The sequence below is a fragment of the Novosphingobium sp. BL-S-34 genome (genome assembly GCF_056857015.1).
This window is the reverse complement of sequence record NZ_JBXEPV010000003.1, coordinates 415,727-431,625: the sequence shown is the minus strand read 5'-3', so window position 1 is coordinate 431,625 and position 15,899 is coordinate 415,727. Positions and strand designations below refer to the sequence as shown.

Sequence of the window (15,899 nt, the reverse complement as noted above, 5' to 3'; positions counted from 1 at the left end):
ATTAGGGCGTAGCTCGCGCTTCTGGCCGCCCATGCAAAAAATGCGTCCATGTCGACGTGGATAATTTTTCTGATGGCTGAATCGCCCATGGTGCGAGCGTATCACGATCAGAACAAATATCGAACAAAAGGAATCGGTTGGTAGGTCATCAAGGCATCTGCCTGGCCGTCGTTACACAGCTCTATCCACAGGCTTGTCCCGGAGCAGGTAGGTTCCTCGCATCGCAAACGCCTTGACCCTGCCGCCCGCCGAGTGAGAACATAGTGGGAACACAGCCTGATTCTCGAGATTGTCCATGCAGCCGGTATCACCATCGACCTTGCCCAGCCTCGAGCATCTGCGCACCCTGGCGTCTCCGCTTGCGGAGTTTCGCACGGTGCCGTTCGGCCTCGAGGATCTCGACGGCCGATTGATGGGCGCAGGCCTGCGCGCCGGCGCTCTGCACGAAGCTGCAGCGCTCACCTGCTCGCTTGTCGACGATGCTGCCGCCACCTTGTTTTTTGCGGGAATAGCAGCGCGTGAGGCTCGCTCTGCAGCGGCGCCGGTACTGTGGATCAGCTGCCGTAACGATCTTTATGCACCCGGCCTGGAACAGGCCGGACTTCGCGCGGCTGACGTCATCCATGCGCAGCCGCGCGATGAAGCTGCGCTGCTTGCCGTCGCCGAGGACGCGGTTCGGGACGGCACCCCGGCGGCGGTGGTTGCTGAGGCCAGCAAGGTATCGATGGTGGCGACGCGCCGCCTGCAGCTGGCGGCGGCAGAAGCCGATATCCCGGTGCTGCTGCTGCGGCGTCACCGCGGGCGTAACCGGGATCCGCTCGGCGAACCTTCGGCAGCCTGGACGCGCTGGCGCATTGCCAGTGCGCCGTCCGAGCGGCTCGGTGTCCCAGGCGTCGGCCGGCGCCGCTGGCTTGTCGAACTCGCCCGCCAGCGCGGCGGCGAGGGTTTTTCCCTGATCTTGGAGGGATGCGATGAGACGGGCCGTCTCGCTGTTCCTGCCGTACCTGGCCATCGAACGGCTGAGACGGCAGGACTGGTTCGCCGCTCCGCGGCCTGAACCCCGCGCGCTCCAGCTTCCCGTCGATGACAACCCCGGTGCTTGCTCTGTCCCGCGTGGCGGCGGGTGGCGGCCCGGTGCGCGTTGGGCGCGGGCAGAAGGGCAGGGCGGGGAGGGCGGACAGTCACGCACGCGCGGCGATGTCGTGCGGGAGATCGCCGCGTTGCCGCTGCACGCGCAGCCCCCCATGCGCGAGCTTGGCCGGCGCTCGGAAGCCGCCGAGCATCCCTTCAAGCGCCCGGCGCCCCCGTCGTCCGGCGAAGCCGTCATTGTTCCTTATGGCGCAGCGGAGCCGCTGGCACTCATCGGCAAGGTCGGCCGCCGGGACGAGATCGTCGCGGCGTGCCCGGCAGCGCGCGCGCTCGGGATCCGGGTCGGTATGGCTGCGACCCATGCCCGTGCCCTGGTCTCCGATCTCGATTTCCGCCCTGCCGAGCCGGGTGCCGACGCAACGCTGCTCGATCGGCTCGCCTTGTTCGGGATCCGCCGGTGGTCGCCGATCGTCGCCGTCTCGCCGCCGGATGGCATCTGTCTGGATCTAACCGGCGCGGCGCACTTGCATGGCGGCGAGGCGCGCTTTTGCCGCCGGCTTCAGGCCTTCTGCCGCCGCGCCGGGTTCACGGCGCGGATCGCGATCGCTGATACCCTGGGTGCTGCCCATGCGCTCGCGCGCTACGGCCGCGAGGATATCGTCATCTCCCCGCCGGGCGGCGTGCTGCGCGCCTTATCACCGCTGCCGGTGGCGGCGCTGCGGCTCGAGGAAACCGCGCTGGGTGCAGCGCGCAAGTTCGGGTTCGAGACGATCGCCGACCTGCTCCCTGTCGCGCGCGGTCCGCTTGCGCGACGCCTCGGCATGGCCGCGATCGAGCGGCTCGATCAGGCGCTGGGCGGCAAGGCGGAGCCGATCACGCCGCGCGAGGATGTCGTTGTTCCTGTGGTCGAGCGCCGCCTGCTCGAGCCTATCGGCACTGCCGAGGCGATCGCGCAGGTCATGCAGGACCTCTTGGCCGACATGGCCCAGCTGCTCCAAAGCAGGGGGCTTGGCGCCCGTTCACTGCGCCTGATCGCGCTGCGGATCGACGGCGGCGAGGAGACCGTCGCCATCGGCACCTCGCGGCCGACGCGCGAAGCCGCCCATCTGCTGCGCTTACTGAAGCTCAGGATTGACCGCATCGATCCGGGGCTCGGCCTGGAACAGTTCAGGCTGCTTGCGCCGCATACCGAAGCGCTCGACGCGGAAAACCTTGGCGCCATCCTTACCGGTGAGACTACGCTGCGTGATCCGGCCCGGCTCGTTGACGTGGTGTCGGGCCGGATCGGCCCGGCAAGTGTATTCCGGCTCGCGCCTGCCGAGAGCCATGTCCCGGAGCGGGCGGTGAGGGCGGTAAACCCCATCGAGGCACCCGGAACTTGGCCGTCCTGGCAGCGGCCCGTACGCCTGTTCGCGCGGCCAGAACCTTTGCACCGGGTCATGGCGCTGATGCCCGATCAGCCGCCCCGCCGCTTCGAATGGCGCGGCCGCGCTTATAAGGTCGTGGCAGGTGACGGGCCCGAACGGATCCACGGTGAGTGGTGGCGCCGCGATGCCGAAGTCTGGGCCGTGCGTGACTACTACCGTGTCGAGGACGAGCATGGCGGGCGCTACTGGGTATTTCGCCGCGGCGACGGCATGGAGAGCAATACCGGCGATCTCACCTGGTGGATGCACGGGGTCTTCGCGTGAGCGACTATGTCGAACTTCAGGTGCTCACGCATTTTTCGTTCCTGCGCGGAGCCTCAAGCCCGGACGAGCTGTTCTCTGCTGCGGCCATGCTCGGCTATCCGGCCTTGGGCGTTGCCGATCTCGGCAGCGTGGCGGGCGTGGTACGTGCCTGGGAAGCGGCGAAGGTCACCGGGGTGCGGCTGATAGCCGGCAGCCGGATTGATCTGAGCTGCGGGCGTAGCCTGCTGCTCTATCCGACCGACAAGCGCGCCTGGTCGCGCCTGACGCGCCTGCTCACCATTGGCAAGCGCCGGGCGGGCAAGGGCAAATGCCAGCTGCACTGGCACGACCTTGAAGCCTGGTCGCAAGGGATGATCGCCATCCTGCTTCCAGATGAAGCCGGCGAGCAGAATGCCGCTGCGCTGGCCGATCTGCGCCAGGTCTATGGCAAACGCGGCTACATGGCCCTGTCCCAGCGCCGCCGGCCCGATGATGCGCTGCGCATCGATGCCCTTGCGCGGCAGGCCACAGAAGCAGGCGTCCGGGCGGTGGTTACCGGCGATGTCCTCTACCACGCGCCGGACGCCCGCCTCCTGCAGGACGTGGTTACCGCGATCCGCCACGGCTGCATCGTCGACGAACTCGGCTATCGGCGGGAAGTCAACGCCGACCGCGCCCTCAAGTCCGCTGAAGAAATGGTCCGCCGCTTTGCCGCTTATCCTGAAGCCCTGCGCGCCAGCGTCGAGATCGCGGAGGCCTGCACCTTTGCGCTGAGCGAACTCACCTACAATTACCCGCAGGAGCGCCTGATCGACGGGCTGACCGCGCAGCAGGCGTTGGAGAAGATGGCGTACGAAGCGCTCCATGCCATGTTCGGCGGTGATCCGCCTTCCGCCTACCGGGACCAGATCGCTCATGAGCTGAAGCTCATTGCCGACCTGAACTACGCGCCCTATTTCCTGACGGTCCATGCGATCGTCAGCGAAGCCCGGCGGCGGGGGATACTCTGCCAGGGCCGGGGCTCTGCCGCCAATTCCTGCGTCTGCTTTGTGCTGGGGGTCACCTCAATCGACCCCATCAAGCACGAGCTGTTGTTCGAACGATTCGTTTCAGGCGAGCGGCGCGAGCCGCCCGACATCGACGTCGATTTCGAGCACGAGCGGCGCGAGGAGATCATCCAGTGGATCTTCGAGACCTACGGCCGCGACCGCGCGGCGCTCACGGCCGTCGTCACTCGGTTCCGTGCGCGCGGCGCCGTGCGCGATGTCGGCAAGGCGCTGGGGCTGCCGGAGGATCTGACCTCCTCGCTGGCAGGGCTGGTCTGGGGCTGGTCGGCCGAAGGCGTCGGCGAGAAGCAGGCGGCGGAACTCAACCTCGACATGTCGGACCGGCGGCTGCGGCTGACGCTTGATCTCGCCCGTCAGCTGATCGGCGTGCCGCGCCAGTCCAGCCAGCATCCCGGCGGGTTCGTTCTCACCCATGACCGGCTCGACGACCTGGTGCCGATCGAGCCTGCGGCCATGGCCGATCGCCAGATCATCGAGTGGGACAAGGACGACATCGATGCCTTGAAGATGATGAAGGTCGATGTCCTCGGCCTTGGCATGCTCGGCTGCATGAACCGCGCCTTCAACTTGCTCGGCGAGGCCAAGGGGATCCACATCGGCCTTGCCGATCTGCAGGGCGATGATCCGGACGTCTATGCCATGATCCAGAAGGGCGATACGCTCGGCACCTTTCAGATCGAGAGCCGCGCGCAGATGTCGATGCTGCCGCGCATGAAGCCGCAGCGCTTCTACGACCTCGTCATTCAGGTCGCCATCGTGCGGCCCGGCCCCATCCAGGGTGAGATGGTCCATCCCTACCTCCGCCGCCGCAGCGGGGAGGAACAGCCCGAGTATCCGCGTCCCGAGCTGCGTGCAGTGCTGGAGAAGACCCTTGGCGTACCCCTGTTCCAGGAGCAGGCGATGAAGGTTGCCATTGTCGGCGCCGGCTTCACCCCGGCAGAGGCCGACCAATTGCGCCGCGCGATGGCCACCTTCAAGCTGACCGGCGGCGTCTCGCATTTTTCCGAGAAGCTGATCGAGGGCATGGTTGGACGCGGTTATCCGCGCGATTTTGCCGAGCGCACCTTCCGCCAGCTTGAAGGCTTCGGCTCCTATGGTTTTCCCGAGAGCCATGCGGCGAGCTTCGCGAAGATCTCCTATGCCTCGAGCTGGATGAAGCATCACCATCCCGACGTCTTCTGCGCCGCGCTGATGAATGCGCAGCCCATGGGCTTCTATGCCCCGGCACAGATCATCACCGATGCCCGTCAGCACAGGGTGGAGGTACGGCCGGTTTGCATCAATGCCAGCCGGTGGGATTGCTCTTTGGAGGCTACGGACAGCCGGTACCATGCGGTGCGTCTAGGTCTGCGTCAGGTGCGCGGGCTTTCCAATGCGGACGGCGCGGCGATAGTCGCATCCCGCGGCCTCGCACCCTTCGAATCCGTCGAAGACCTCTGGCGCCGTTCGGGCGTGCCCCGTGCTGCGATCGAGAAGCTCGCCGATGCCGATGCCTTTCACGCCTTCGGCGCCGATCGCCGTCAAGGGCTGTGGAAGGTGAGGGGGCTTGGCGAAGCGCCTTTGCCGCTCTTCGTCGCTGCGGACCGGGCCGCGCAGGCGATCAGCGCCGAGGCGCAAGAGCCGGCAGTGGACCTGCGCCCGCTGGCAGATGGGCGTGAAGTGATCGAGGACTATCGCTCGCTGCAGCTGTCGTTGCGGGCGCACCCACTGACCTTCGTCCGCGATGAGCTCACGCGGCGCGGCGTGACCCGCTGCGCGGATCTTGTGAACATCCGCGACGGCCGCAGGGTTGAAGTTGCTGGGATCATCCTCGTGCGCCAGAAGCCGGGATCGGCCAAGGGGGTGCTGTTCATCACCATCGAGGACGAGACGGGCATCGCTAACGGCATTCTTTGGCCCGACCGCTTCGAAGCGCAGCGCCGCACGGTGATGTCCGCTTCGATGGTCGGGCTCAAGGGACAGGTCCAGAAGGAAGGCGAGGTGATCCACGTCATCTGTGACAGGATCGTCGATCACGGCGACCTCCTGCACCGCGTTGGTGAGATGTCTTTCCCGCACCGGACCGGCCGGGGTGACGGCGCGCGCCATGCCGGCAGCCCCGATCGCGGCGACCGGGCCTGGGCCCCAAAACCGATGAACAGCTATTGGCCGCCTCATGCCGAAGGTCGCGACCCCGAAGAGGTCGTGCGGTTCAGGTCGCACGATTTCCATTGAACCCGTGGCTGCGCTTCCCAAACACCACCGCGTGATCATCGCGCTCTCGCTGCATATCCTGCGCGGCGGTGTCACGCGCTGCAGCGACGGCCGCGTCGACACAGTAGAGGTTCGCCTGGCGCTGAGATGTCTGCTTCCGCATTGCCGCGAGCGCTGGCCGCTCGAGCTCTACTGGGATGCTGCCAGCCAGGACAATGAAATCGGCAGGGCGCAGGGAGTGACGGCCGCCTTCAACGGGATTGTCCGCCAGCTGCGGCTTGCCGGGCGGTATGAAGAGAGCGGGCCGGCGTAGCGCGGCGTGGGAGCAATTCTTTGGCCGTTCCATTTGCCGGAAGCAGCGCCAGGTATAAGCTTGCCGGGCGGCTCGAGCTGGAGCGATCGATCAGGAGACATGCCATGTGCAACCGTGCCCGCTTCAAGGGAGAGCCGGAGACGCTGTGGGGATCGGTAGCTGCGCTCTTTGACGAGAGGCCGCGCGACAATCGCTTCGATCCGCAGGAGCTGAGGCCGAAGGGACGGGCCTACGTGATCCGCGAGCAGGGCGGCGTCCGAGGGTGGGACGTGATGAGCTGGGACGTTCTGGGCGGTCAGGGCGCCTGGCCGATGACGAATGTGCGTAATCTCGGCTTGCCGCAGTGGCAGCGGCTTGCCGCAGATCCGAAGAACCGCTGCGTCGTGCCGCTGACCGAGTTCTGTGAGTTTACCCCGGACAAGCATGATCTTGGCGACGGCAAGCCGCCGCTCAAAGGCGAGATGTGGTTTTCTGTGAAAGATCAGCCCGTGTTCGCGGTTGCGGGGTTTTGGCAACGGACGCAGATCGGGGGCAGCTTCGCGATGGTCACCTGCTACGCCAATGCGCTGGTCAGGCCGATCCATCCCAAGGCGATGATCACCATCCTGGAACCCGGGGACATCGATTTCTGGCTGCGCGGATCCTACGCTGAAATCGCGGCGCTGCAGCGGCCGTATGACGAGACGCGGATGACCGTGCGCGGGCCGGTTTTCCCTACACGGACGGATCAGCGTTGACGTACTGACGGACGTCACCGTCCCGATAGCCGCCCCGCCGCGGTTCTGGATCGGCAGGCGAACTGCGACCTGAAGCGAGTTTGCCGATTTTTCCAATATCATCTTTGGCCGACACGCGGGCTTCGCGCATCGTCCAGGATGGCGGCTCAGATGGGGGGCACCCGAGGTCAGCCATTCGCCTTGTTCGCGTACAGATCCGTGGTGCGGATCAGCCGGTCCAGGATGCCCGGCTCGGAATAGGCATGACCTGCGCCTTCGATCAGATGGAAGTCGGCTTCGGGCCAGGCCTTGTGCAGCGCCCATGCGTAATGCGCGGGGCAGGGCATGTCGTAGCGCCCATGCACGATCGTCCCGGGAATAGCGCGAAGCTTATGCGCGCCGCGTAAGAGCTGATCAGGCTCGAGCCAGCAGTCATTCACGAAATAGTGGGTCTCCAGCCGGGCGAAGGCGAGCGCGAAATGTCCGTCGTCATGCTGCCGAGAGGTCGCAGCGTCGGGTAGGAGGGTAATGACTTCCCCTTCGAACAAACTCCACGCGCGCGCGGCCTCGATCTGCTCTTCCATCGAGCCCGTTGTCAGGCGCCGGTGGTAGGCGCGCAGAATTTCGCCTCGCTCGGCCTCGGGGATCGGCGCCACCAGGCGCTCGTATTTGTCCGGAAACAGCTGTGACACACCGAACTGGTAAAACCAGTCGAGTTCAGCCCGGGAGCACATGTAGATGCCTCGCAGGACCAGTTCGCTCACCCGCTCAGGATGCGTTTGTGCGTACGCCAGCGAAAGCGTGGAGCCCCAGGAGCCGCCGAACACGAGCCATTGCTCGGCGCCCGCTAGCTCCCGCAGGCGTTCGATGTCTGCAACAAGGTGCCAAGTCGTGTTGGCATCGAGCGATGCATGCGGCGTCGACCGGCCGCAGCCTCGCTGGTCGAACAGGATGACATCGTAGAGGTCCGGATCGAACAATCCGCGATGCGCCGGCGAAATCCCGCCGCCGGGGCCGCCATGCACGAAGACCGCAGGCTTTGCGCCCGGCGTGCCGCACCGCTCATAATAGATGCTGTGGCCTTCGCCGGTGTCGAGCGTTCCGGAGGCATAGGGTTCGATCGGCGGATAGAGTGTGCGCAGCATGCCGCTCTTGTTGCCCACTTCTTCGGTGAATGGAAGCGGGGCTGCCGCGCCGATCCAAAAATCGCCTGGGACTGGCCTGATGCAGCCGGCGAAAGACGTCTGCACCAGATTGACACGGGACGGGTTTGCGATGTTCTGACTGTGCAGAGGATGAGAGCACTTTCGGCCAGCTCGCTGATTCTGTTGCCTCGGATAGGCATCGCCGCTGCGCCAGCGTGCAATCCCGGTCTTTTGCTGAACCATCGTTGCCCGTGTCCGAAATTTGCGGTCCCAAGCGATGTCGCTTATCCTCATCTTCACCAGGTCGCAGCAGTTGCGATCGCCGCAGCGCTTTGCGAATGACGACCTCGCCGGTCGCGCTGATACCGTGAACCTGAAAAAATGTTCTTGGCCAAATCGAGGCCGATCGTGCTAATTTCCATGGCGGGTGGCTCCTCTGCTCGGGTTGCATGACAGCAAACCCATCTTGGCACTTAGATGCCGCGAGCGGGAGCCATCCACCTCATCCGGTTACGGCAGCTGGCGGCCAGCTTGCGCTGTTCACAGCTCCTGGAAGGACTGCCCGAACCCGCGGAAAGCCGCCATTCGCTGGCGATAATCGCTTCTATAACCCATGGTCTGATTTATCGGTAAGTCCGCGCAATGGGCTTGTAGGACCGGAACTCTGCGGGACTCGTTGTGGAGTAAGGTGCATTCAGTCGGGCGCGAAAGCATTTCTCTTCTCGTTTTTGCTAAGCTAACAATGCGTCAGCCAATCGTTCGCCTTGGCGTTTCAGCTCCCACTTGCTCACGACAGCTGTCGCGATGGCATTGCCCAGCACGTTGGTGGCGGTACGGCCCATGTCCATAAAGTGATCGACGGCAAGGATGAAGGCGATCCCTTCCACAGGCAGGTCGAACTGCCCCAATGTGGCCGCCACGACGACCAGCGATGCGCGGGGTACGGCGGCGATTCCTTTGCTGGTCACCATGAGCACCAGCAGGATCGTGATCTGCGTCATGATCGGCAGGTAGATGCCGTAAGCCTGCGCGATGAACAGCGTAGCGAATGTGGCATACATCATCGAACCGTCGAGGTTGAAGCTGTACCCCAGTGGCAGGATGAAGCTGTAGATACGCCGGGGCACGCCGAACCGGTCAAGCTGCTCCAGCATCTTGGGGTAGGCGGCCTCTGACGACGCGGTGGAGAAAGCCAGCAGTACCGGTTCGCGCACATGGCGCAGCAGAACAAATATCTGCCGTCCCAGAAACAGACTGCCCGCGCAGATCAGCAGAAGCCATAGCGAACCCAGCGCAAGGTAGAACGATCCGACAAGCTTACCGAACGTGGCCAGCACGCCGATCCCCTCGCTAGTCACCGCCGCCGCCAATGCGCCGAATACGGCCAGCGGGGCCATCTGCATGACATAACCGGTGACGGTCAGCATCATCTTCACCATCGCTTCGATCAGTATGACGATGGGTTTGCCATCCTCTCCGATCGCGGTGAGGGCTAAGCCCACGAAGATCGAGAAGACGACGATCTGCAGGATCGAGTTCTCCGCCATCGCTCCCACCATGGACGTGGGGAAGACGTGCAACACGAAGTCGCGGAAGTTCAGCGCCTGCGCATCGACCGCCGCCGCGCCGCCGGTGCGGACCAGATGCAGCCCTTCGCCTGGAGCCAGCAGGTTCACCAAAGCAAGGCCCAGCGCAAGCGAAAGCAGGCTGGCGGTCAGGAACCACGCCATTGCCCGCCCGCCTATGCGGCCCAGCGCCGTGCTGTCCCGCATATGGGCCATGCCTGCCACCAGTGTCGAAAAGACCAGCGGGGCGACGATCATCTTGATCAGATGCAGGAACACATCGGCAAGAAGGTGGAAGTAGCTCGCGACCTCCTTTGCTGTTTCAGGCGTGTCGCCGACAAGCTGGTTTGCGGCAAATCCCGCGCAGACGCCGGAAACCATCCCGGCGACGATGAAGGTCGTCAGGCGACGTGACATAGGCAATTCTCTTCGGAAGGGGGGGTAGTCAGGACCGAAAAAGGACCCGGTTCCGCCGGAGGGGCGAAACCGGGTTCAGGATGGGTCCGGTCAGTTCTTTGCGGCAGGGGCCTTGCGGTAATCCAGCGAAGGCGCCTTATCGCCAAGCAGGGAGTGGTAGACGAAGTCCGCACCACGTCGTTCGTCCAGTTCCTTCTTCGCGGCTGCCAGCGTTTCCGGGCTTTGGAACAACTGCGCCGCAGTCAGCGCCAGCGTTTTGCTGGCGACCTCTGCACCTTTGGTGCCGATGCTGGCGCCGCTGGCGGCAACGGCCTGCCAGCTGTGCGGCGGCGTGCCGGGAACCCAGGTGCCCGTCGAAAGACCCGCGGTGGGTGTGGTGTAGCTGACGTCGCCCACATCAGTGGAGGCTGACATAATCTCGCCGCTCGAATAAGGCGCGACGCCTGATACCTGCTTACGGCCACCCTTGGGCAGCGTAGTGGCGATCTTGTCGATGAACGCCTGTTCCTCGGCCGTGTATGTGGGCAGCGGAACCTGCTTCAGGTTGTCGTACATCATGTGGCCCAGCGTATCGTTGGGTAACAGATCGAAGGTGCCGCCGATCTGATCGTATTCCACGGTGGTGCCCGTGCCCAGCGCAGCGCCTTCAGCGGCCTTCTTCACGCGCTCCATGATGTCGGCGACCTGCTGCTGGTCGGGGTGGCGCACGTAGTAGTAGACCTCTGCCGTATCCGGCACGACATTGGGCGCCTTGCCGCCATCGGTGATGACGTAGTGAATGCGGGTTTCCTGCGGAACGTGTTCGCGCATCATGTTGACCATGTTGTCCATCGCCTCCACCCCATCGAGAGCGGAGCGGCCACGCTCGGGCGCCGCGGCGGCGTGGGAGGCGAGGCCGTGGAAGCGGAACTTGGCGCTGACGTTGGCGAGGGCATGACCCTGCATCGCGCTATAGCCGTCACCGGCATGCCAGTGCAGCATGGCGGAGACGTCCTTGGTAAGGCCCGAACGAACGAGGAAGACCTTGCCCGAGCCACCTTCTTCGGCAGGTGCACCGTAGACTCGCAATTCGCCCTTGATGCCATGAGCGACCATCCAGTTCTTGGTGGCGATGGCGGCGGCCACCGAAGCCGCACCGAACAGGTTGTGGCCGCAGGCATGACCGGCAATGCCGTCGATCACGCGGCGCTCCGGCTCTGCTGCTTGGGCGAGCCCAGGAAGGGCGTCGTACTCGGCGAGAATGCCAATTACCGGTCCGTCCCCGTTCCTGTAGCTGGCGATGAAGGCGGTTGGCATCCCGGCGACCCCGGCAGCCACCTTGAAACCGGCAGCCTTTAGGTCCTTTTGCAACAGGCCGGAGCTTTTCGTCTCCTGAAACCCGACTTCGGCCCACGACCAGATCTGAAGCGCATTGCGCGCCATTGCGGGCGATCCGCGATCAACTTCGGCAAGGATCTCCTTGCGATCGGCATCGGCGAGCGGCTCGGCCAGAGCGGGGGTGGGGGCCAGAAGTGCGGAAAAAGAAAACAAAGCAGTGCGAAGGCGGGATTTCATCGGGCTACATCCTCGTCGAAAAGGCACATCGAAAGAGTGCCTGCGCGGATCTCAGGCGATCCGCGTAGGCCGGGTAGGGGATCAGCGCTTGCCGAACGACACGCGCAACTGGGCACCGAACACGCGCGGCTCGTTGTAGACGAGCGTGGTTGAAGTCACCGAAGGCGTGACGACGCCACCGGCAGCAGCATAAGTGACGTCGAACAGGTTGCGCACGAAGAATCCGAGGTCGATGCCGCGATCCTCGATATTGTTGAAGTCCAGCTTGAGGTTGACGGTGTCATAAGCCTTCTGGATGCCGTTGGTGTCCAGCGGACGCTCCACGTACCAGACCTTGGTGCTGTGGAACCAGTTGGCGTTGAACACCATTTCCGCGAAGTCGCCAAGATAGGTCGCGTAACGTGCGCCGCCGCCGATCGTCCACTTGGGTGTGTACGAGAACTTGTTGTTGACCGGGTTGGTGCCCAGCAACGGGATGAAAGCGGCCGGTGCGTCGTACTCGTCGTACTTGGCGTCGGTGTAGGCGCCGAACCCGGACAGGGTGAAACCGCTCGTCGGCGTGATCGAAAAGTCGAACTCGGTGCCTTTGATCGTCGCCTTGGCGGCATTGATGATCAGGCTGCTGGGGTCGTTGGCGGAATTGCCGTCTCCGTCGAAGTCGGCACCGGGGAAGATCGAGCGCTGGATGTTGTTGTACTTGCTGGTATAGGCCGCGATGTTGAAACGGCCCTTCACTCCGCCCAATTCCCAGCTGCTCTTGATGCCCGCCTCGTAGTCGGTGACCTTCTCGGGCTGGAACGTCTCGAAACCGTCGAAGTAGGGCGACATGCCGCTCTGGTTGAAGCCAGCCGAGCGGTAGCCGCGACGGTTGGTGATGTAGAGGAACAGGTCGTCGTTAACTTTGTAGTCGAAGCCCAGGGTCCAGGTCGGTGCCTTGGAGCTCTCGGAACCGGTCTTGCCGCCGCGCGAGGCGCAGGCATCAGGGCCGATGCGATCCGCCGTGTCCAATGCCGCGACCGAGCAGCCGCTGGACTTGTCCCAGGTGTAGCGGAAGCCGCCGTTGAAACGCAGACCTTCTGCGAAACCGCCGAAGGCATAGCCGATCTGGCCGAACAGCGCCTTGCTGGTCGATGTGTTGTAGTTCTCGTTGTAGGTGAAGGTCCTGCCCGGGATCACGGCCGAATAGGTCGCGCTGCCGTTCACCCCGGTCGGGTCGCTCTTGAGGTAGAAAGCGCCGACGATCCAATCCAGACGATCGTTCAGCAAGGAGCCGAGGATCTGGAACTCGTCGGAAATCTGCTCGACGTCGGTATTGGAAACGCCATCGTAAAGGCGCAGGTATGTCCCATCCATGTCGCGAGCCGCCGCAATCTTGCTGCGGCGATAGCCGAAGATGTTCTTGAACGTGACTTTGCCCACTTCCAGTTCGGTAGTGTTGGCAACGCCCCAGAATGTGCGGTGCGAATAGGGATCGATGCTGGTGCTGACGTCGCGAACGCCTGCCGCCTGTTGCTCGGCTAAGGCGATGTCGATGTCGCAACCGGCAACGCCGCAGTCGAAGTAAGGACGGTTCGCAGCCGTACGGGCAGTGCCGCCGCCACTGACGGCGGGGTTCGGGTAGACGCCGTTGAGCACGGTGCCAGTGCCGTTTTCACGCGCACGATACCAGTCAAACACGGTTGTGTTCTTCAGGCCATCGATCAGCTCCAGCAGCAGCGAAGCGCGAAAGGCGTCGTTGTGGCGATCGTCGAGGTCGCCGCCCGTGCCATGGTTCTTGGTGTAGCCGTCACGGCGGGCGATCTGGCCCGCGACGCGCAGTGCCACGCGGTCGGCGACGATCGGCAGGTTCACCGCCCCCTCGAACGTCGTCTCGTTGTAAGACCCGAGCGTGGCCTGCCCGTAGCCTTCCAGATCGTGACTGGGCGCGACGGGGTAGAGCAGCAGCGCGCCGCCGGTGGTGTTGCGGCCGAACAGAGTGCCCTGCGGGCCCTTCAGGACCTGGATCGAGCTGATGTCGAAGGTCGGCACGATGCTGCCTTCGTTGGGCAGCGGCACGTCGGCGAAGTAGGTCACGACCGACGGCGCGGAGGCGCCTGCGGTTGCGCGGCGCTGACCGCGAATGACGATGGACGGCGTATCGCGCGATGTCTGCGGCGCGACGTTGAGGCCCGGCGTCGTGTAGGTTAGGTCCTGCGTGCTGACGACGGCCTTCTCGCGCAGCATTTCGGCATTGAACGCAGTGACCGACACAGGAACGGTCTGGGCGCTTTCCTCGCGGCGGCGCGCGGTGACGACGATGTCGCCGCCGGGCTGATCGAGCGATTGTGCCTGAACTGCCGAGGGGGCCTGTTCTTCCGATTGGGCAGCGGCGGTAGTGGCGGTGGCGAGAACGGTGGACGCGAGAAGCAGAGCCGAAAGGCTGCGACAGGTCATTTTTTTGTTACCCCATGTTATGTCGACCTGTCCCTGATCGCAGGCCGATATCTGCAAGACGCAGCCGATCGCAGATCATTCGTTTCGTCCGAAAAAATATTCCGGGTGACGGCGATGGCGGCCCAAGGCTAAGAAGGCCGGGCATTCGTCAGGGAAGGCCGAACTCATTTTTACGCTGCGCAGGACATCGCCGAACAGGCAGGAGCAGGCTCGGTCCCATGCTCTGGACTTGTCTGCGCACGTGCCCGCATTGCGCCGGTACATCGCCAAGAGGGCGCAGCCGGGGGATGTCGATGATCTCGTGCAGGACGTGCTGGTGCGGATGCACGTGCGTGGACAGGCCGATCCCATCACCAATGTGGAAGGCTATCTGTTTCAGGTCGCGGCCAGCGTTCTGACTGATCGTGCCCGCCGCGACACCGTGCGCCATCGCAGCGCCCATCACGAAATGACCGAAGCCTTCCACCCCGTCGACGAACTGACGCCGGAGCGTTTGCTGCGCGGGCGCGAGGATGTGGGGCGGCTGGCCAACGCCCTTGAGGAAATGCCCGAGATGACGCGCGATGCTTTCGTGCTCCATCGGTTCGAGGAAATGTCCTACGACGCGATCGGGGAGCATCTTGGCATATCGACCAGCGCGGTGGGGCGCCACATCATGAAGGCGGTGCGCTTTCTGGCGGCGAGGGACCTGCCATGACCAAGGCGGTAGACCCACGGCCTTTCGATGCGCATGCGCTGGAAAAGATCGATTCCCCCGAAGCGACGGCAGCGGCCTATTTCAGCGTTTTTCGTTCGCCGCGTGCGACGGAACGAGATTACGAAGACTTTGAAAGCTGGCACGCCCGTGACGAGGCGAACCGCATCGCCTGGGCCAGCGTGGAACGGACTTGGGAAGGCTCTGCGGCGATGCGGACAGAAGCCCGCATTCTTGAGATCCGCGAACGTGCTCTGGCTAACCGCCGTGGCCGCAAGGCATGGGTCCGTCCGGCAATGGCGGCCTGTTTGGCGCTTGCGATGGTCAGCGGCGCGGTGGCTGTCCAGCGGCACCGCGAAGCCTCCGCTCCAGTGGCGCAGGCGGTTGCCGACAGCCGTGTGATCTCCACAGGCGTAGGGCAGCAGAGCACCTTCCGCATGACCGATGGCTCTGTGATCACCGCGAATACTGCCACGGCTCTGACTGTGGCGGAAAGCGACACGCGCCGCAGCACCACGATCCGCGAAGGCGAGGCATTCTTCGAAGTCGCTAAAAACCCACGCAAGCCATTCACGGTCACGGCCGGCGGAGTTACGGTGACCGCGCTGGGCACTCAGTTCGCAGTTCGCACAGTCGAGGGCCGGGTGGATGTGACGCTGGCCGAAGGACAGGTCCGCGTTGATATGCCTGCAGCCGACGGCCGCGCCGCGCAGTCGACGGTGCTGCAGCCCGGTCAGGAACTGGTCTGGAACGGTCGCAGCTATCGGACCGCAGCGGCGGAGGTGGAGCGGCGGCTTGCCTGGCGTAGCGGCGTCATCGCCTTCGACCGCGTACCGCTGGCGCAGGCCGTGGCGGAGGTCAATCGCTACAGTCCGCAAGAGATCATCGTCTCGAGTCCGGCGATTGCAAGCCATCCGATCAGCGGCACGTTCCGCATCGGCGTGACACGCGGATTCCTTCAGAGTCTGGAACTGGCCGGGGTGGCGCGCGTGGAGAATGAAAGCGCAACCCGCGCGGAACTTGTGGCGCCGTAAATCGCGTTT

The 15,899-nt window shown here is 64.3% G+C and carries 11 protein-coding genes and 1 pseudogene; 7 read left to right on the top strand and 5 right to left on the bottom strand.

Annotated features, from left to right (window positions below; translation table 11 throughout):
• The first annotated feature begins 295 nt into the window (after positions 1 to 295).
• From AC1VV3_RS24780 to AC1VV3_RS24760, 5 genes are all read left to right on the top strand, one after another.
• Positions 296 to 1,057: an ImuA family protein gene (locus AC1VV3_RS24780; RefSeq protein ID WP_207913161.1), complete on the top strand. Its 762-nt coding sequence runs from the start codon at positions 296 to 298 to the stop codon at positions 1,055 to 1,057.
• A 187-nt stretch (positions 1,058 to 1,244) separates the two neighbouring features.
• On the top strand, positions 1,245 to 2,780 hold the full coding sequence (locus tag AC1VV3_RS24775; protein WP_482963664.1) for a Y-family DNA polymerase: 1,536 nt from the start codon (positions 1,245 to 1,247) through the stop codon (positions 2,778 to 2,780).
• On the top strand, positions 2,777 to 6,040 hold the full coding sequence (locus tag AC1VV3_RS24770) for an error-prone DNA polymerase (protein WP_482963181.1): 3,264 nt from the start codon (positions 2,777 to 2,779) through the stop codon (positions 6,038 to 6,040). Before AC1VV3_RS24775 ends, AC1VV3_RS24770 begins: the two co-directional genes overlap by 4 nt.
• Before the next feature lie 31 nt (positions 6,041 to 6,071).
• Positions 6,072 to 6,332: a hypothetical protein gene (locus AC1VV3_RS24765; protein WP_243654493.1), complete on the top strand. Its 261-nt coding sequence runs from the start codon at positions 6,072 to 6,074 to the stop codon at positions 6,330 to 6,332.
• A 104-nt stretch (positions 6,333 to 6,436) separates the two neighbouring features.
• Entirely contained in the window at positions 6,437 to 7,069 is a 633-nt protein-coding gene (locus tag AC1VV3_RS24760) for an SOS response-associated peptidase family protein (protein ID WP_482963180.1), read from the top strand.
• Positions 7,070 to 7,236: 167 nt separating this feature from the next.
• Here AC1VV3_RS24760 and pip read toward each other — a convergent pair whose 3' ends face one another.
• The 5 genes and pseudogenes from pip to AC1VV3_RS24735 all read right to left on the bottom strand — a co-directional run bounded on the left by pip (position 7,237) and on the right by AC1VV3_RS24735 (position 14,162).
• On the bottom strand, positions 7,237 to 8,193 hold the full coding sequence (gene pip, locus AC1VV3_RS24755) for a prolyl aminopeptidase (RefSeq protein WP_465128829.1): 957 nt from the start codon (positions 8,191 to 8,193) through the stop codon (positions 7,237 to 7,239).
• 307 nt (positions 8,194 to 8,500) lie between these two features.
• Positions 8,501 to 8,615: pseudogene (locus AC1VV3_RS24750) on the bottom strand (IS110 family transposase); the annotation flags it as partial.
• Positions 8,616 to 8,924: 309 nt separating this feature from the next.
• Positions 8,925 to 10,175 (bottom strand): dicarboxylate/amino acid:cation symporter, encoded by a 1,251-nt coding sequence (locus AC1VV3_RS24745; RefSeq protein ID WP_482963179.1) that lies wholly within the window; start codon positions 10,173 to 10,175, stop codon positions 8,925 to 8,927.
• 90 nt (positions 10,176 to 10,265) lie between these two features.
• Positions 10,266 to 11,729, bottom strand: coding sequence for an amidohydrolase (locus tag AC1VV3_RS24740; RefSeq protein WP_482963178.1), 1,464 nt, complete (start codon positions 11,727 to 11,729; stop codon positions 10,266 to 10,268).
• An 81-nt stretch (positions 11,730 to 11,810) separates the two neighbouring features.
• The gene (locus AC1VV3_RS24735; protein WP_482963651.1) at positions 11,811 to 14,162 is read right to left on the bottom strand and encodes a TonB-dependent receptor; all 2,352 of its coding nucleotides are present in this window, start codon (positions 14,160 to 14,162) and stop codon (positions 11,811 to 11,813) included.
• Between the two features lie 229 nt (positions 14,163 to 14,391).
• On the opposite strand from AC1VV3_RS24735, the gene AC1VV3_RS24730 reads away from it, so the two are divergent.
• Positions 14,392 to 14,859 carry an RNA polymerase sigma factor gene (locus tag AC1VV3_RS24730; protein ID WP_482963650.1) on the top strand — a complete coding sequence of 156 codons (468 nt, stop codon included), beginning with the start codon at positions 14,392 to 14,394 and terminating at the stop codon, positions 14,857 to 14,859.
• Positions 14,856 to 15,890: a FecR family protein gene (locus AC1VV3_RS24725; RefSeq protein WP_132270350.1), complete on the top strand. Its 1,035-nt coding sequence runs from the start codon at positions 14,856 to 14,858 to the stop codon at positions 15,888 to 15,890. The genes AC1VV3_RS24730 and AC1VV3_RS24725 overlap by 4 nt, the downstream gene beginning before the upstream one ends.
• Positions 15,891 to 15,899: the final 9 nt, after the last annotated feature.